Origin of the sequence: Rhodoplanes tepidamans (assembly GCF_030813915.1) — a bacterium.
GTDB lineage: Bacteria > Pseudomonadota > Alphaproteobacteria > Rhizobiales > Xanthobacteraceae > Rhodoplanes > Rhodoplanes tepidamans.
Window position 1 is genome coordinate 388,290 of record NZ_JAUSUJ010000002.1, and the last position, 17,344, is coordinate 405,633.

Sequence of the window (17,344 nt, forward strand, 5' to 3'; positions counted from 1 at the left end):
GACGAGCCGCCCTTTCCGTCTCCCCTCGCGGTCGCGCAATTGCGCGACAAGAGGGTGGATCGCCGCGAAGCGGCGAGACGGGTGAGGGGCGTGCCGCAAGCTCGGGCCGTGCGGAGGCCCCCCTCACCCGGATCTCGCGCATTCGCGCGAGATCCGACCTCTGCCCGCCGGGGAGAGGTGAAACGAGGATGCCGCAGCCGCCGCGCTCCCCCGCGATCGTGTGCCCAGGCGAGCCCAAACGATAGGTGAAGACCGCGGTCGCTTCGATGGTACGTCGATGTCAGGGGCCCGCCACGTGGGCCCCTTTGCGCATCAGCCGCTCGATCGTCGCGGCGAGCTCGGCCTGCTGGAACGGCTTGGGCAGCAGCGGCAGGTCGGCCATGGCGTTGCCGGTGAGGCTCGCATAGCCGGTGGCGAGCAGGATCGGCAGCTCCGGGTGGCGGGCGCGGATCCGCTGCGCCAGCTCGGCGCCGTTCATGGCCGGCATCAGATAGTCGGTGATCACCAGGTCCGGTCCGCCGCCGTCCGTCAGCGTGCCCAGACAGTCGAGCGCCTGAGCGCCCGAGCCCGCCTCGATCACCCGGTGGCCGAGATCGCTCAGCATGCTGGCCGTGGTGGCGCGCACCAGCGGCTCGTCGTCGACCAGCAGCACCGTGACGGACCGGCCGCGCACCGGCGCGTGCGGAACCGGGTCGGCGACCTCGGCGCGCTCGCTCGCCACCGGCAGCCAGATCTCGGCCCGCGTGCCGGCGCCCGGCGTGCTGGCCAGCAGCAGGGCGCCGCCCGACTGGGCCGCGAGCCCGTGCACCATCGACAGGCCGAGGCCGGTGCCCTTGCCGATCCCCTTGGTCGAGTAGAACGGCTCGATGGCGCGGGCGAGCGTCGTCGCGTCCATGCCGGTGCCCGTGTCGGTGACGGTGACGCGGACGAAGTCGCCGTGGCGCAGCCCCGAGCGGTGACCCGCCCCGACCGTCTGGCCGTCGACCGCCACGGTCAGGGTGCCGCCGTCCGGCATGGCGTCGCGGGCGTTGACGGCGAGGTTGAGGATCGCCAGCTCGAGCTGGGTCGGGTCGACGCGGGCGGCCGGAAGGTTCGGCGTCGCCTCGACGGTGAGCGCGATCTGCGGCCCGAGCGAGCGCGCGACGAAGTCGGCCATGCCCTCGACCAGGACGGCGACGTCGACGGGCCGCGGCTCCAGCACCTGGCGGCGGGCGAAGGCGAGCAGGCGCTGCACCAGCGTCTTGGCGCGCTCGGCGCCCTGCAGGGCGCTCGCGATCAGCCGCTGCGAGCGGTCGGCCTCGGGCAGGCGGCGGCGCAGCAGGTCGAGATTGCCGATGATCGGCGTGAGCAGATTGTTGAAGTCGTGGGCGAAGCCGCCGGTGAGATGGCCGATGGTCTCGAGCCGCTGCGCCTCGTGCAGCTTGGCCAGCATCGACTCGCGCTCGGCGATCGCCGCGACGACGCGCTGCTCCAGCGTCTCGTTGAGGCGCCACAGGGCGGCCTCCGCCTCGCGCTGCGCCGTCACGTCGGTGTTGGTGCCGAACCAGCGCACGATGCGGCCGTGCGCGTCGCGGATCGGCCGCGCCCGCGACAGGAACCAGCGATACGCGCCGTCGCGGCCGCGCAGCGGAAACGTGTCCTCCCACGTGTCGCCGCTCGACAGGCAGCGCCGGTACTCCTGCTCGACGCGGTCGAGATGGTCGGGATGATGCACGGCGCGCCAGCCCCAGCCCCGCATCGCCTCGATCGTGGTGCCGGTGTAGTCGAACCAGCGCTTGTTGTACCAGTAGATCGCCCCGGAGGCGTCGGCCATCCAGGCGAACTGGTCCATGTTGTCGGCGAGCGTGCGGAACTGCTCCTCGCTGTGGCGCAGCGCCGTCTCGGCGCGCCGCCGCTCGGTCCGCTCCGCCGTCTCGGCGAGGGCGCGGCGCACCACCAGGGGCAGCCGCTCGAGCCGGTGCTTGACGACGTAGTCGGTGGCGCCGTGGCGCATCGCCTCGACGGCGAGCTCCTCGCCGAACGCGCCCGACACGAAGATGAAGGGCAGGGCGGGCGCGGTCGCGCGGGCGATCGCCAGCGCCGCGACGCCGTCGAAGCCGGGCAGCTGATGGTCGGCCAGCACGATGTCGAAGCCGCCCCGGGCCAGCGCCGCGGCGAAGTGCTCGCGCGTCCACACCCGCTCGATCCGGAAGGGGAGGCCGCTCGCGGCGAGGAACTCGCGCACCAGCGCGGCGTCGTGGGGGTCGTCCTCGAGATGCAGGATGCTCACCTCGCGGACGAGCGCGGTGTGGTCGGTCTCGCGGCTCACGAGTCCTCCGCGGTCGCCACGCCGATCGGGGGCGGCTCGTTGAGCACCGCCCAGAACATCCCGAGGTCGCGGATCGCCTGGAAGAACTGCTCGAAGCCGACCGGCTTCACCACGAAGGCGTTGACGCCGAGGCTGTAGCTCTGCACCAGGTCGCGCTCCTCGCGCGACGAGGTGAGCATCACGACCGGCGTGTGGCGCAGCTCCGGGTCGCGCTTGATCTGATCCAGCACCTCGAGCCCGTCCACCTTCGGCAGCTTGAGGTCGAGCAGCACGACGATCGGGTCGGCCGTGTCGCGGCTCGCATAGGCGCCGCGCGAGAACATGTAGTCGAGCGCCTCGGCGCCGTCGCGGGCGATCACCACGGCGTTGGCGAGCTGGCACTGCTCGAGCGCGGCGAGCGTCAGCTCGACGTCCTTGGGACTGTCCTCCACCAGGAGAATCGGCTTGAGATCGGCCATCGGTCGAGCCTCATCGTCTGGGCAATGCGAAGAAGAAGGTGGCGCCGCCGTTCACGCGGCCTTCCGCCCACGCACGGCCGCCGTGGCGCTCGGCGATCCGCTTGACGTTGGCGAGGCCGATGCCGGTGCCCTCGAACTCCTCGACCCGGTGCAGCCGCTGGAACACGCCGAACAGCTTGCCGACATAGGCCATGTCGAACCCGGCGCCGTTGTCGCGCACCCGATAGATGGTCTCGTCGGCCGTCTCGGTCGAGCCGATCTCGATCACGGCCGGGTCACGATGCCGCGAAAACTTGAGCGCGTTGTCGATCAGGTTCTGCATCGCCAGCCGCAGCATGATCGGGTCGGCGCGGGTCGGGGCCAGCGGCTCGATCCGCCATTCGACGTTGCGGTCGTGGGTGTCGGCCTCCATCCGGCGGCGAAGATCCGCGACCAGCGCGTCCATGTCGACGGCGACCGGGGTCAGCGTCGCCCGCCCCATCTGCGAGAAGCCGAGCAGGTCGTCGACCAGGGTGCCGGCCGAGATCGCCGATTCGACGATCGTGTCGATGTAGCGGTTGCCGCGCTCGGAGAGCCGCTCGCCCTCGTACTTCTTCAGCAGCTGCGCATAGCCGACGATGTGGCGGAACGGCGCCCGCAGATCGTGGCTCACCGAATAGGAGAACGCCTCCAGCTCCTTGTTGATGCTGGTCAGGCGCTCCGACAGCGCCGCCGTCTCCTCGGCCTTGCGCAGCACGATGTCGACGATCGCGGTGCGCAGCTCGCCGGCCGCGTCGATCTCCGGCGGCGCCCACGGCCGCGCCCGCAGCCGCACCGTCTCCTGCCACGCCGCGAAGGAGGTCCGCGGCGACGGCCGCGCTCCGTCGGCCGAGGGCTCGGCGTGCCGGCGCGGGTCGCCGCCCCAGGTGACGGTGCGGATCACCTCGGGCCGGAACCACAGCACGTAGCTGTCGTGGATCTGCGAGGTCGAGATGGCGAGCACGCCGCTCGCCAGGTCCTTCATCCGCCCGGCCTCCGGCATCGCCGCGACGAGGCTGTCGGTGGCCACCACGTCGAGCCGCTCGCGGGCCGACAGCCAGGCGACGATGGCGCGGATGTCGCGCTCCGGCGGCGTCGCGCCGATCCGCACCACGGTGCCGCCGGTGGCGACGGCGGCGCCGCCGGCGCCGGCCAGCGCCAGCAGGTCGTCGCCGCTGGCGATCAGCCCGTCGACATAGTGGTCGGCCGCCGCCATGCGGGCGAGCAGCCGGTTCTGGATCATCCGCAGCGCGTCGCGCCGGTCGGCGACCGCCGAGGCCTCGTCGGCGGCGAGCTGCAGCGACAGCACCTGGCCGACGAGGTCGCAGGCGGTGCGCACGTGATACGGCACGGTCGCCGGATCGCGGTTGTGGCAGGAGATCAGGCCCCACAGCCGGTCGTCGCGCATCAGCGAGATCGACATCGAGGCGCCGGTGCCCATGTTGCGCATGTAGTCGAGATGCACGGGCGAGACGCTGCGCAGCACCGCGAAGGCGAGGTCGATCGGCCGGCCGGTGAGCGGGTTCACGGGCGGCTCGATCGGCGCCGGCACGTAGCCGGCGTCGGCGATCAGCCGCAGCCGGCTGATCCGGTAGAGGTCGCGCGCCTGCGCCGGGATGTCGGCGGCCGGGAAGTGGAGCCCGAGATAGGAGGGCAGGCGGTCGTTGCGGTCCTCGGCGATCACCTCGCCGTTCCAGTCGGCGTCGAAGCGGTAGATCAGCACGCGGTCGAGCCCGGTGACGCGGCGCACCTCGCGGGCGGCCAGCGCGGTCAGCTCCGCCACGTCGCGGACCCGCTGGACCCGGTCGAGGAAGGCGCGCACATGCGGGTAGACGTCGTCGAACGAGCCGGGCTCGGAGGCGAGCGCCCGCTCGAGCTCGACCACGATCGCCCCCTCCGAGCGGTGGGCGAGCAGGTGGTGGAGCGCCTCGCCGCCCCGCATCAGGCCGAGATGGACGACGCCGGCGTCCGGCAGGCGGGAGTCGAGGTCGCGCAGCAGCGGCGCGGCGCCGGGCGGCAGCGCCTCGGCGAGCGGCCGGCCGAGCGGGTCTCCGGCGACCGCCCCGGCGCCGCCCGCGCCGACGGCGGCCTGCACGACGCGGCCGTCGCGCGGATCGACCACCAGCAGGGCGCCGTGCGGCTGGATGCTGCCGGGCACGTGGATCGGCTCGGCCTCGCAGGCGCGCGCCGCCGGACCGGCGGCCGCGATCGCCGGCGGGGCGGCCGCCTCGCGGGCCGGTTCCCGGTCGGTGTGGTTCGTCCCGCCCATGGTCACGCCCCCGGGGGGCGCGCGGCGGCCGACCGCCCGCCGCCGCCGCGGACTCGACCTCGGGACCGGCCGTGCGGCGGCCGGTCGACAGGGCGGGAGCGCGGGAGAAGCACGGACGACCTCGCGGGGGTGGCAGGGACCTCTGTCTCGGCGGTGCTGTTCGGTCGCCGACGAGAGCTTTGCTGATATGCCGTAACGTGCGGCGGAAGCGCGGGTTCCTTGGCCTGCGCGGGGCGCATGGCCGGCCGCGGGAGGATCATGGAACCACCCGCGGGGCGGCCCCCGCAGGACCGCGATACCGGGTCTCCGCCAGGCCGGACGCGCCCCGGGACGGTCAGCCGCGCGGCGGCGGATCGGCGAGGCCGGCCGCCTCGAACAGCCGGTTCACCCGGGCGAAGGCGGCCTCGGCGCCGGCGACGACGCGGGCCTCCTCGGCCTCGCTCAAGGTCACGGCGTCGAGCGCCTCGGTGAAGTGGCGCCAGTGCAGGCCGCGCCCCTGCGGATGGCCGCGCATGTGACGGGCGCCGAACGCCTCGTCGATGCCGATCTTGATCGTCTCCTGCAGCAGGAAGGGCGAGCCGAGATCGGCGCCCTCGATCACGTAGAGCCAGCCCATGCCGGTCGGGGCGTCGACCGGCGCGGCGAGCGCCGGCGCGGCGAGCGGTGCCGCGTCGAGGCCGAGGTCGTGCGCGTCCTGCTCGGCGAGGTGCAGGCGGCGGCGTTCGCGAAGATCCGGAAACACCGCGATCAGGGCCGGGTCGGCGTAGAGCACGTCGACGTCGCGGAAGATCTGCAGCTGCATCGCGAGGAAGCGGGCGTAGCGGTCGCGGTCGCGGAACGGGTCGCCCATCATGATGCGGGCGTCGAGCGCCCGGTGCACGGCGTCGGTCGCCGCCTGCAGCCGGCGCCAGCGCGAGGCGGGGGCGGGTGCGGACGTATCGGACGGCGAGGTATCGGACGGCGACGCGGAACTCATCGAGCAACTCCCAGGCCCGGGCTTCCGCCGCACCATGCCACGCCGCCGGCCGCCGCGACAACGCCGGCCGGGACCGATGCGCGGCGGCCGCTCACTCCTCGCGGAACGCGCGGGCGAGCTGGTCGCGCAGCGGCTTCACCAGATAGGACAGCGCGCTGCGCTCGCCGGTGCGGACGAACGCCTCGGCCGGCATGCCGGCGACCAGCCGCAGCCCGCCGAGCCGGGCGATCTCGGCGGCCGGCACGGCGATCCGGACCAGGTACCAGCTGCGTCCGGTGCGCTCCTCGCGGGAGAGCTCGGCGGCGATGCGCGACACCTCGCCGGCGAGCTCCGGCGTGGTGCGCTGGTTGAACGCCGACAGCCGCAGCACGGCCGGCTGGCCGAGGCGGATCTGGTCGATGTCCTGCGGCGCCACCTGCACCTCGAGCGCCAGCGCATCGTCCTCCGGCACCACCAGCATGATGGTCTCGGCCGCCGCGATCACGCCGCCCACCGTGTGGACGGCGAGCTCGTGCACGCGGCCGGCCTGCGGCGCCACGATGTCGACGCGGTCGACCTGGTCCTGCGCGGCGACGCGGCGCTCGACATATTCGGCGGTCTGCGCCTCGACCTCGCGCAGGCTGGTCGCCACCTCGCTGCGCAGATCCTGATCGATCTGCAGGATCTGCAGCCGCGTCTCGGCGATGCGGCCGGCCACCTGGGCCCGGGCGGCGGCGAGGCGCCCGCGCTCGCCGTCGAGCGCCGCCGCCTCGCGCTCCAGCGCCATCATCCGCTGGATCGACACGAGGCCCCGGTCGAACAGGCCGCGCAGGCCGGCGAGCTCGCGCTCGATCAGTGCCATGCCGCGCGCCTTCGCCTCCTCCTGGGCGGCGAGGCCGCGGATCTCCGTCTCGGCCTGGGCGATGCGCTCGGCGAGCTGCGCCTTCTGGCCGTGGCGGGCGGCCCGCCGCAGCCCGAACAGCGAGCGCTCGCCGGCCGTCAGCGCGGCGACCTCGGGATCGTGGGCGCGCACCGCCAGCGCGGCCGGGAACGCGATCGCGTCGGCGTCGTCGCGCTCCGCCTCCAGCCGCGCCTGGCGGGCGGCGAGCTCGTCGAGCCGCTTGCGGGCGATCGCCAGCGTGGCGCGGGCCTGGGTCGCGTCGAGCCGGATCAGCACGTCGCCGGCGCCGACCCGGGCGCCCTCCCGCACCCGGATCTCGCCGACCACGCCGCCGGTCGGATGCTGCACCTTCTTGATGTGACTCTCGACCACCAGCTGGCCCGACGCCACCACGGCGCCGGCGAGCGTCGTCGCCGCCGCCCAGCCGCCGAGGCCGGTGACGGTAAGGCCGCAGACCAGCCCGCCGGCGGCGAGATGGCGCCGGATCGACGCCAGCACGGCGTCCTCACGCGGGCCCATCGGACGCCTCCCGGGACTCGCCGGGCCGGCCGGCCGGCTCCGCCAGGATGCGGAGCGGCGCCGGCATGCGGCCGCGCGGCGCGACGCCGCGTCCGGCCGCCTCGGCCGTCGCGGGACGCGCTGTGGACATCCGGGCCAGCACCTCGTCGCGCGGCCCGAACGCCGTCACGCGGCCGGCCTCCATCGCCAGCACGAGGTCGACGGCGGCGAGCGCAGCCGGCCGGTGCGCCGCCACGACCGCGATGCCGCGGCGCGCCCGCACCGCCGCGATCGCCCGCGCCACCGCCGCCTCGCCGTCGGCGTCGAGGCTGGCGTCGGGCTCGTCGAGCACCACCAGGAACGGATCGCCGTAGAGCGCCCGGGCGAGGCCGATGCCCTGGCGCTGGCCGGCCGACAACGCCGCGCCGGCCTCGCCGATGCGGGTCGCGTAGCCGCTCTCGAAGCGCAGGATCAGCGCGTGCACGCCGGCCGCCTGCGCGGCGGCGACCACGGCGGCCGGGTCCGGATCGGCGGCGAAGCGCGCGATGTTCTCGGCGACCGTGCCGTCGAACAGCGCGACGTCCTGCGGCAGGTAGCCGACATGGCGGCCGAGCGCCGCGCGGTCCCACTGGTCGAGGCTCGCGCCGTCGAGCCGCACCGCCCCGGCGGCCGGCCGCCACACGCCGACCAGCGCCCGCACCAGCGTCGACTTGCCGGAGCCGCTCGGCCCGATCACGGCGAGGGCAGAGCCCGCCGGCACGGCGAAGCCGACGCCGGCGACGGTCGGCCGCCTGCGGCCCGGCGGCACCACGGCGAGGGCCTCGGCGCGCAGCTCGCACGCCGGCGGCGGCAGCGCCAGCGTCTCGCCGGCCGGCGGCATCAGGGCGAGCAGCCCGGCGAGCCGGGCCCAGCTCTGCCGCGCGGTGAGGAACGGCTTCCAGCTCGCCACCGCGGCGTCGACCGGCGCCAGGGCGCGGCCCATCACGATCGAGCTGGCGATCATCACGCCGGCCGTGGTCTGCTGCTCGATCACCAGCCAGGCGCCGACCGCCAGCATCGCCGACTGCAGCATCGTGCGCAGCGCCTTGGCGATGCCGCCGGCGAGCGCGGCGACGTCGCCGGCGCGGCGATGCGCGGCGAGGCAGTCGGCCGCGGCGGCCTGCCAGCGCGCCGCCCGCAGCAGTCCGAGGCCCATGGCGCACATCGCCTCGGCGCCGCGGCGGTCCGCCTCCATCATGACGTTGCGTTCGGTGGTCCGCCGCAGCGCCGCGGCGACCGGGGCGCGGGAGAACGCGTCGGCCGTCACCGCGACCGCGACCAGCAGGACCGCGCTCGCCAGCGCGGTGACGCCGAGCCAGACATGGAACAGGAAGCACAGGCCGAGATAGAGCGGCATCCACGGCAGGTCGAAGAACGCCGCCGGGCCGCTGCCCGACACGAAGCCCCGTACCGTGTCGAGGTCGCGCAGCGGCTGCAGGCCGTCGCCCGGCACCCGGGCGACCAGCGGCAGCCCGACGATCGCGGCATGGACGCGGCCGGACAGCCGCGCGTCGAGCGCGTCGCCGAGGCGCAGCAGAACCCGGGCCCTGATCACGTCGAGGACGCCCTGCACGGCGTAGAGCCCGGCCGCCAGCACGGCGAGGCCGACCAGGGTCGGCACGCTGCGGCTCGACAGCACCCGGTCGTAGACCTGCAGCATGAACAGCGGCGCGGTGAGCGCCAGCAGGTTGACGACGCCGCTGATCAGCGCGGTCCCGGCGATCGCCGGGGCGAGAACGGGAAAAACCGCCGCAGCCGGAGGCTGCGGCGGAGTCGATGGTCGAGCGGTCGACACAGCGGGTCCGATCACGCCACCAGTTGGTCGTTGGCCAGCAGGGTGTAGATGTCGGAGCCGACATAGCCGGTCAGCGTCAGCGTGTTGGTGCCGTCGCTGATCGTGAGCACGCCGGTCGAGTCGTACCAGTTGCTGTAGTTGTCGATCAGGTCGTCGACATCCCCGATGAACGACACGGCGGAGAAGTCGAGCACGTCGAGATCGCCGGTGCTGGTGCCGAAGTCGGTGATCACGTCGGTCGCCCAGCCGTCGTCGAACACGAAGGTGTCGTCGCCGGCATTGCCGGTGAACGTGTCGTTGCCGGCGAAGCTGTACTGCTTGTCGTTTCCGGTGGTGCCGTACTGCTCGGTGCCGGTGGCGGCGAGATAGCTGTACAGATAGTCCATGTTGACGGTGCCGCCGGTGCCCATCAGTCCGTAGACGGCATAGTTGAACGCCGTGGTGGTCGCGCTGCCGCCGAGGTCGACGGTGAGCTGCGTGGTGTCGATCGAGAAGCCACTCGCGCTGTCGCCCGACAGGCCGACCCCGAAGGTCAGCGTGTCGACCGTGCCCGTGAAGCCGCCGTAGGTCCCGTAGGTGAAGTCGCCCTCCAGCAGCACGGAGTAGTTCGACTCGCCCGACACCTCCTCGCCGCCGCCGGCCCACTGGTCGTAGGGGGACGTCGCCGGGCTGAAGCTGCCGTGATCGGACAGCGGATCCTCGGACCCCCAGCTCGTCAGGTAGCCGAGGAGATCGGCGCTCGCCGTGGTCTGGTAGATCTTCGCAACCATGTCATGGCCTCTCGGTGGTTGGCGCAATCGTCCGGCTCGTGCCGGACCCCGGTCCCGCGGCGTCCGCGGGTGTCGGTCAGAACTTGAAATTGAGCGACACCGTCGCGGTGCGGCCGGGCGCCGGTAGAGAGGCGGTCCCGAGGGCCGGCACGTAGGCGAGGTCGGTCAGGTTGTTGACGGCGAAGCGGAGCTTCGCCTCGTCGGTGATGGCGAGCGAGCCGTAGAGGTCGTAGACCGTGTAGCTCTCGGTCTGATAGACGCTGACGAGGCTGTCGATGTAGCCGAGATTGTCCTCGGCGACGCCGACGTGAGTCACGCGGCCGCCGATCGTCAGCCGGCGGTCGAGCAGGCGGACACCGGCGTCGATCGTGTATTTGGTCTTCGGCGGGACGAAGATGACGTACTGCTCGGTGTCGTAGGTCTGGCCGTTGTACGTGTAGGTCTTGGCCCAGTCGGTCAGCAGCCGCGTGTACGACACGCCGAGATAGGCGTGGCCGAGGTCGTAGTTGGCCTCGAGCTCCAAGCCCTTCATCTTGGTCGTGCCGTCGAGATTGACGTAGGCGGTGTACTCCAGGGTGTCGTTGCCGGCGACGAGGTCGATGGCGCCTTGGGCGATGTAGTTCTCGACGTCGCGGCGGAAGCCGACGGCCTTGGCCCGGAACGTGTCGGTGCCGGTGAATATCCCGTTCCTCAAGACGTTCAGGCCGATCTCCCAGGTCTTCGATTCCTCGGGCTTCAGCGACGGATTGGGCGCGAAGCCCGGCCCGTAGGATCCGATATGGGCGCCGCCGAGCATCGCCTCCATGATGGTGGGCGGCCGGAAGCCCTCCGAGTACTTGGTGAACAGCTGGATGCCCTTCACCGGCTCGACCGCGACCACGGCGGTGGGTGTCCAGGCATGGCCGGAGAGGTCGACGTCGACGTCCTGGGTGGGATAGCGGGTGACCTGCTCGGTCACGATGTCGATGAACGGCGCCGAGCAGTAGGTATCGTCGGGATAAAACGTGTATCCATTGGAGACGTTGCGGTCATACCATGTTTGATACGCCGTCGGATTGGTCGTCCGCAGCGCCAGGATGTTGGCCGGGATCGCGCGGCAGGTCTGCCGTTCGACCTCGCGCGTGATCGTCTCCGTGTAGGGCTGGAGAAAGATCCTCGACGTGCCGGTCAGCTTGTACTCCTGGTAGCGCATGCCGCCCGACACGGTCAGCCAGTCGCGCTCGAACTTGGCGTTGCCGAAGCCGCTCCAGATGTCGCGCTTGCCGCCCGGATTGGCGCCCGAGTACCACAGGGCCATGTTGGGATCGTCGTCGATGCCCTGTCCCTCGGCCGTGGTGCTGCCGATGTTGCGGAACGCTTCGAGGCCGTAGTTGAGCGAGAGTGCGCCGGCCGGCAGCGCGAGCGTGCTGGTGTTGTCGAGGCTGCCGCCGAAGGTCTTCATCCGGTAGCCCGTGAAGGCCTCGGGTGCGATGTCGGCGACCCGCTCGGGCCGATACTCGTCGTTGATGGTGTGGTTGAACCAGAAGCGCGCCTTGGCGTCGATCAGCGGGGTCGCCGGGTCCCAGCCGAGCGCGCTCGTCACCGTGTTGTTGTGGATCTCCTCCTGATTGTTGATGCTGTCGCTGCCGTAGGTGAACTTGGTCTTGTAGCTGAGCCAGCTCAGGTCGAGGCTCACGTCCTCGGCCGGCTTCATCTCGGTCTTGAGCAGGGTGGAGGTCGCGCGCGAGCCCATGAACTCGGGGCGGTCGACGCCCAGAAGCGCCCAGGTTGCGGCATTCCGGCCGAGATCGCCGTTCTGGCCGATGGCGTATTCGCCGATCTTCTTGTGGCTGGCGGCGGCGAGGAACGAGAAGTTGTCGGAGACGCGCACCGCGCCGGCCGCCATGCCGGCGAAGTCGAACGCGTTGGTGCCGGTGGTGGCGTCGATCTCGACGCCGAACCGGCGGCCCGGCTTGATGATGTCGTCGGCCCGGATGGTGCGGAAGTTCACCGTGCCGGCGAGGCTGGCGACGCCGCCGACACCCGGATTGCCGCTCTTCTCGACGTCGATCTCGCGCAGCAACAGAGGGTCGACATAGGTCAGGCCCGACGAGCCGTGGCCGCTGCGCTGGAAATCCTGGCGCGCCCCGTCGATCATGGTGGCGACCCGGCCCTGGTCCTGCAGGCCGCGGATGTTCACGTTGATGCCGGCGTTCTGGTTGTTGTCGCCCGAGGTGAAGACGCCGGGCATGCTCGCGAACAGGTCGCGGGCGCTGCGGGTCGGATTGTTCTGGATCGCCTCGCGCGAGATCACGCTGATGCTGGCCGGAGCGTCGTAGACCCAGTCGGGCGTGCCCTGGAAGCCGGCGCCCGAGCTGGCGCCGGCGGTCGGCGCCGTCACGTGGATCGGATCGAGCGGGATGCCGTCGGCCTGGGCGTAGGCGTCGGTGACGCCGGGCCGGGCGAGCGTCACGGTGGTGGCGTTGGTGAAATGGTGGGCGAGCCCGGTGCCGGCGAGCAGGCGGGCCAGCGCCTCGCGGCGGCCGAACGCGCCGGTGACGCCCGGCGAGTCGAGCCCGCGGACCAGGTTGGCGCCGTAGAACAGCTGCACGCCGGTCTGCCGCGAGAACTGCATCAGCGCCTGCGCCAGCGGCTGCGGCGGGATGTCGAACACGGTCGTGGCCGCGCCGGGCGCTGCTCCGGTGCCGGGCGTTGCCTGGGCCCGGGCGCGGTCGGCCGCCGGCAGGCTCGCCGCGGCGACCAGCGCCGTCGTCACCATCAGGGCGACCGCCGGCCGGTGCGGCCGGGATCGCGGCAGGAGACCGGCGCCGCGGCGCGCGTCCGTTCTTGTTCTGTCGTGCATCGCCCCACCCCTCGCTCTCGCAGCGGGCGGCCGCCCGGACCGGGGTCCGGACGGCGGCCCGGCGGGCCCCCTCGTGGAGGAGACACCCGGGCGGCGGCGGCAGATGATCGGCGGACTCGAGAATCGGACGAAGCTTGGAACGTCACCAGACTGGAGCGGGGGTCACCGGATCGGCGCGACGGTCACCAGGCCGGTGTGACGGTCACCACGCCGGTGTGACGAAGGTGGCGAACGGGCCGGCGTGCACGAGCCGCACCGGCAGCGTGTCGGCGATGGTCCGCAACGCCGCCTCGGGCTCGCGGGTGTCGAAGATCGCCGTCACCGGGATGGCGCCGATGCGGCTCGTGGTCAGCACGATGCGGCCGCGGCGGTAGCGCTCGAGCTCGGCCAGCACGCGCCGCAGCGGCACGTCCTGGACCACGATGCGGTCGGTCCGCCACGCGGCGACGGCGGCGAGATCGGCCGGCACCACGGGGCCGCGGCCCTCCTCGCCGTAGCTGACCTGGAAGCCGCGCCCGACCTCGACGGCCGGCGCCGCGCCGGTCCGCACCGTGACCGCGTGGGCGTCGACCGCCACCGTGACGACGCCGTCGAGCAGCTTGACGTCGAAGCGGGTGCCGAGCGCCTGGGTGGTGCCGGGTCCGGCCGTGACGCTGAACGGCCGCGCCGGGTCCGCCGCCACGTCGAAGAACGCCTCGCCGCGGAACAGCGCGACGCGCCGCGCCGTCGCCGTGAAGTCGACCGACAGGGCCGACCAGGTGCCGAGCTCGACCGCGCTGCCGTCGGCGAGCGTCAGGCTGCGGCGCTCGCCGACGGCGGTGGTGACGTCGGCGAGCAGGTCGGGCCGGCCGAGCAGGCCGAGCCCGCCGGCGCCGGCCAAAGTGGCGAAGCCGGCGAGCAGCAGGTTGCGCCGGCTGGTCAGCTTGCGGGAGCGGCGCAGCCGGTCGATCTCCGGCCGGGCGATGTCGAACCGCGTCCACAGTGCCTGCGCATGCGCCCAGGCGGCAGCATTGGCCGGGTCACGCTCGACCCAGGCGCGGAACGCCTCGCGGTCGGCCTCGCCCGCCTGGTCGTCGCGCAGGCGCACCAGCCATTCGAGCGCCTCCCGGACGGCCGGGTCCGTCGCCTTCTGGTCCATCGCGGGTCGATCGCGCGTCGCTGTCCGGGCCCGGGCCACCGCGGCGCGACGGGCCCCGTCTTCTAGGTCTCAAATTCCGAGCCTGTCTAGAGGCGGGGGCGGGGACGACTATGTCTGACTTATCAAGCTGAGCATGTCATAAAAAGGTTTCTTCTACCGACAGGCGCTACCTTTTTTACCTATTGTACCGTGGTTCTCGACTGTGCGACCGACAAACCATCAGTTTGCGCGCCCAGCCGTGAAGACGTGTGATCTCCGCCATTTGTCGATGGGAATTGGCTTGCCATCTCCAATCTCAATGGAAGGAAAAATGCTCGCATTGGCGCTGGGCCATCCTTGTCCTCCGATCGTGAAAATGAAACCGGATTGGTGCAATTCACTGTCGACGGTCGTCCTGTAATTTATGCACCCGACGATGTCGGCGGAAAACGATTTCAGTGTTGCGAGGTCGCTTTTTCCTCTGACAAGATCGATTTCTATCCAATCGGATTGGGTCAGTGTCGATCCAGGTAGAATGATATAATGGTGACCATCCCCTCTATCTTGATTGCAGGGTTTGTGCTGGTGCTCATGCCAATCGAGATGGCTTTCTCCGTCGCCTCTGGCTTTGGCTTCCCAGGTCAAAACGAAATCCTTAGCAATTGATTTCCCTGCGTTCCTTACAGCGTATTCAAATCGGGTATGGGCAGTTGCCTTGTCGTCAGAGAACGTAAATGTAATCGGTTCGACGAGTTTGATATCCTCCAAACCAAGCCATGCGCGTTGATCATCTTTCGTCGCGGAGAGTTGGCCATAAATGATAAAAGACTGAAAAGCTCCAACCAAGACGAGTAGGCAGTTAAATATGGTCATAAGCCCAGAAGGTCGGTTGCTCGGACTATTCCGCCGAGCTGGTCTCCATTGCCACCACGTCCGGTTATTTATGGCATGATCGGCGAGCTTTTTTCTGCGCTTTGCATCTCGCAGCTCATTCTGTTTTCTATATTCATACTTATCCATGATCGCTACCGGATTGCCCGCTCAGCTGTTGCCATCCGACTGTGTCAGGTTTGATGAGGGGCGGGAGCCTTCGATCAGTTTGGTGTGTACGGGCGCCGACGGCGTATTCGCGGCTGCATGATCGATGACGGCGTGCGGGTGTTCTTTGCGAAGAGATCTGTGGTCGGCCCAAGTCCGTGATGAGCAGGCTAATCATATCCGAAATGGTTTAGCGAAGCCACGGCGGCGGCTTGAGGAAGGAAGCTCGCCGAGGCCGGACGTCCGACCGCCTCCGCGCGCGTGAACGATGTCCGCCCCTCCGACTGGAGCTCCAGCAGGTAGTTCGGCAGCGTTCTCGGGAGCGCTTGTTCCATATCTAAAAATCGCTCGTTTCTGTCCATTTATCAATATGGCGCTCCATATCCTTCAGCATCATATTTGATTATCGCCCGGAAATGTCGATTTTTCACTATGATGCGGCGAAGCCGGCTGCCCAGGAGAACGAGCGGGAGCATCCGGGGCGGGTCGGAGAACGAGTCGGAAACGGCCTCAGCCGCTCTGCTGCAGGCGGCGGTCGAGCTCGGCGAGCGCGGCGACGATCTGGGAGATCACGGTGTTGCGGGAGACGCCCTGGCGGCGGGCGATCTCGTCGTAGCTCAGGCCCTCGAACTTGTTGAGCACGAACGCCTCGCGCCGGCGCGGCGGCAGCGCCGCGACGGCCTGCAGCACGCGGCGCAGCTCGCAGCGCACGATGGCGGCCGCCTCGGGCGAGGGAGCCAGATCCGGGAGCGCGTCGAGATCGGTCTCGCCGAGGGCGATCTCGGCGCGCCGTGCCGTGTCGCGCAGGTGGTTGAGGGCGAGGTTGCGGGCCGTGCAGGCGAGGTAGGCCGGGCAGTTGGCGAGATCACCGCAGTCGGCCGTCGCCATCAGCTTGACGAAGGCCTGGTGGACCAGGTCCTCGGCGGTCGCGCCGTTGCCGACCAGCCGCCGCACGAGCCGCTTCAGCCGCCCGTTCTCGGACGCGTACAGACCGGCGACGTCGATGGTTCGGCCCCGCATGGCTCCGGCTCCCGGGCGGGCGGACCACCGTCGGTCGGTCCGCTCCCACTCTACACCTAGCCCGGAGCTTAATACGGGACGGGACGGACTCCCACGCGCCGGCCGTTACATTGTCTCTAAGGTGCAGAAACGTTCGGCCACCGGGCCGAAACCTTTCGCGGGCCGGCGGTGCCGTCGCCGGGCACCCCCGTCCGCTGCCGCGTCAGGTGCCGTCGACGGTGCGGCCGAAGGCGGCGAGGCTGCGCTTGAGGCCGGGATCCGTCATGGCGTCGGCGCAGGCCGCGGCGAGCCTGCCCAGCTCGGCGCGCTGCGCCGGCTCGAGGAAGCGGGCGAGGCGCGGCGCGATGGCGGCGAGCGCCGGCAGGCGGGCGCGCCGCCAGTCGTCGGAGAGGCCGTCGACCGCCAGCGTCTCGATGACGCTCGCCACGGTGCGCAGGCTGCCCTGGCGGATGCTGGCGATGCCGGCCTGGACGTTCGGCCGCGCCGCCTCCTCGGCCCGCATGCCGGCGAGCTGGACCAGCACGGCCTCGACGATGGCGCCCTGGATCCGCAGCTCGAAATCGAGGAAGCGGCCCATCTCGGGGGCGAAGCGCACGACGTTGCGGTTGACCTTGGCGTCGGCCTGCGGGTCCTTGGCGAGCGCCGGCAGGTCGGGCGCCCCGGTGCCGGCCAGCATGTAGGCGGTGCCGATCCGGGCGCCCGTCACCATGCGCTGGCTGAGCGGCGCGAGCTCCTGGAACGAGATCGGCCCCCTGACGTCGCGGGTGTCGAACACCGTGTCGAGGAGCTGGCGCACCGTCGGGTCGCTCTCGCGCGGCATCCGGCCGGTGGTCTCCGAGCCGCGGGCGAGGGTGAGGAAGCGCAGCGTCGCGGCCTGGGCGGCGGCGAGCTTGCCGGGATCGATCTGGGCCGCGACCGGGGCCGCCGCCAGCACGGCGAGCACGAGCAGGCCGATCGCCGCGGCGCGGGCGAGCGACCGGGGCCGCGGGCGAACGAACGGGTTGGCGCGGGCCATGGTCGCATCTCCTCGGGAATCGGCGCCGCAGTTCAGCACGGCGGTTCGGGGGAAGTCATCTCGTCGGCGTGCGCGGTATCGCGGGGCGGACATTCAGGAGCGCGGTTGTGGCGGGCCGCGCCTGCAGCCGTGCTGGCGGTGGCGCTCGCCGCCGCCGTCTACGTGCTGCGGACGCCGCGGAGCACCACGCCGGGCGGAGAGGCCGCCTAGAGCGGTTCCCGACCTGAGTGAATCGCGAGGGATTCCCAAATCGGCGCGGAGGTGATTCAAGCTGTCTGCCGGAGAGGGAGGCCGGCAGGCA

12 protein-coding genes are annotated in these 17,344 nt (G+C 71.4%); all 12 read right to left on the reverse strand.

The features are described from left to right. Positions 1-280: 280 nt before the first annotated feature. The 12 genes from J2S22_RS04440 to J2S22_RS04495 all read right to left on the reverse strand — a co-directional run bounded on the left by J2S22_RS04440 (position 281) and on the right by J2S22_RS04495 (position 17,043). A complete protein-coding gene (locus J2S22_RS04440) occupies positions 281-2,308 on the reverse strand; it encodes a PAS domain-containing hybrid sensor histidine kinase/response regulator (protein WP_272778869.1) in 2,028 nt (675 codons plus the stop codon). Beyond that, positions 2,305-2,766: a response regulator gene (locus tag J2S22_RS04445; RefSeq protein ID WP_272778868.1), complete on the reverse strand. Its 462-nt coding sequence runs from the start codon at positions 2,764-2,766 to the stop codon at positions 2,305-2,307. Before J2S22_RS04445 ends, J2S22_RS04440 begins: the two co-directional genes overlap by 4 nt. A gap of 10 nt (positions 2,767-2,776) precedes the next feature. Further along, positions 2,777-5,053, reverse strand: a complete 2,277-nt coding sequence (locus tag J2S22_RS04450; protein WP_272778867.1) for an ATP-binding protein — start codon at positions 5,051-5,053, stop codon at positions 2,777-2,779. A 334-nt stretch (positions 5,054-5,387) separates the two neighbouring features. Further along, positions 5,388-6,029 carry a biliverdin-producing heme oxygenase gene (locus tag J2S22_RS04455; protein WP_272778866.1) on the reverse strand — a complete coding sequence of 214 codons (642 nt, stop codon included), beginning with the start codon at positions 6,027-6,029 and terminating at the stop codon, positions 5,388-5,390. A 91-nt stretch (positions 6,030-6,120) separates the two neighbouring features. Continuing rightward, entirely contained in the window at positions 6,121-7,428 is a 1,308-nt protein-coding gene (locus J2S22_RS04460; RefSeq protein WP_272778865.1) for an HlyD family type I secretion periplasmic adaptor subunit, read from the reverse strand. Next, positions 7,415-9,241 carry a type I secretion system permease/ATPase gene (locus J2S22_RS04465; protein WP_370878175.1) on the reverse strand — a complete coding sequence of 609 codons (1,827 nt, stop codon included), beginning with the start codon at positions 9,239-9,241 and terminating at the stop codon, positions 7,415-7,417. The genes J2S22_RS04460 and J2S22_RS04465 overlap by 14 nt, the downstream gene beginning before the upstream one ends. Positions 9,242-9,252: 11 nt before the next feature. Beyond that, complete coding sequence (locus tag J2S22_RS04470) at positions 9,253-10,011, reverse strand: calcium-binding protein (RefSeq protein WP_272778864.1); 759 nt, start codon at positions 10,009-10,011, stop codon at positions 9,253-9,255. Positions 10,012-10,087: 76 nt separating this feature from the next. Further along, entirely contained in the window at positions 10,088-12,853 is a 2,766-nt protein-coding gene (locus tag J2S22_RS04475; protein ID WP_272778863.1) for a TonB-dependent receptor, read from the reverse strand. 202 nt (positions 12,854-13,055) lie between these two features. Beyond that, positions 13,056-13,991, reverse strand: a complete 936-nt coding sequence (locus J2S22_RS04480; RefSeq protein ID WP_272778862.1) for a FecR family protein — start codon at positions 13,989-13,991, stop codon at positions 13,056-13,058. A 219-nt stretch (positions 13,992-14,210) separates the two neighbouring features. Continuing rightward, on the reverse strand, positions 14,211-14,843 hold the full coding sequence (locus J2S22_RS04485; protein ID WP_272778861.1) for a hypothetical protein: 633 nt from the start codon (positions 14,841-14,843) through the stop codon (positions 14,211-14,213). Positions 14,844-15,518: 675 nt separating this feature from the next. Further along, a complete protein-coding gene (locus tag J2S22_RS04490; protein WP_272778860.1) occupies positions 15,519-16,028 on the reverse strand; it encodes an RNA polymerase sigma factor in 510 nt (169 codons plus the stop codon). A 202-nt stretch (positions 16,029-16,230) separates the two neighbouring features. Further along, on the reverse strand, positions 16,231-17,043 hold the full coding sequence (locus tag J2S22_RS04495; protein WP_272778859.1) for a hypothetical protein: 813 nt from the start codon (positions 17,041-17,043) through the stop codon (positions 16,231-16,233). Between the last annotated feature and the right edge of the window lie 301 nt (positions 17,044-17,344).

Excerpts from the sequence above, each read along its gene's own strand:
- J2S22_RS04470 (WP_272778864.1), bottom strand. The coding sequence starts at position 10,011 with ATGGTTGCGAAGATCTACCAGACCACGGCGAGCGCCGATCTCCTCGGC.
- J2S22_RS04460 (WP_272778865.1), bottom strand. The coding sequence starts at position 7,428 with ATGGGCCCGCGTGAGGACGCCGTGCTGGCGTCGATCCGGCGCCATCTC.
- J2S22_RS04495 (WP_272778859.1), bottom strand. The coding sequence starts at position 17,043 with ATGGCCCGCGCCAACCCGTTCGTTCGCCCGCGGCCCCGGTCGCTCGCC.
- J2S22_RS04490 (WP_272778860.1), bottom strand. The coding sequence starts at position 16,028 with ATGCGGGGCCGAACCATCGACGTCGCCGGTCTGTACGCGTCCGAGAAC.
- J2S22_RS04485 (WP_272778861.1), bottom strand. The coding sequence starts at position 14,843 with ATGACCATATTTAACTGCCTACTCGTCTTGGTTGGAGCTTTTCAGTCT.
- J2S22_RS04445 (WP_272778868.1), bottom strand. The coding sequence starts at position 2,766 with ATGGCCGATCTCAAGCCGATTCTCCTGGTGGAGGACAGTCCCAAGGAC.
- J2S22_RS04450 (WP_272778867.1), bottom strand. The coding sequence starts at position 5,053 with ATGGGCGGGACGAACCACACCGACCGGGAACCGGCCCGCGAGGCGGCC.
- J2S22_RS04455 (WP_272778866.1), bottom strand. The coding sequence starts at position 6,029 with ATGAGTTCCGCGTCGCCGTCCGATACCTCGCCGTCCGATACGTCCGCA.
- J2S22_RS04480 (WP_272778862.1), bottom strand. The coding sequence starts at position 13,991 with ATGGACCAGAAGGCGACGGACCCGGCCGTCCGGGAGGCGCTCGAATGG.
- J2S22_RS04475 (WP_272778863.1), bottom strand. The coding sequence starts at position 12,853 with ATGCACGACAGAACAAGAACGGACGCGCGCCGCGGCGCCGGTCTCCTG.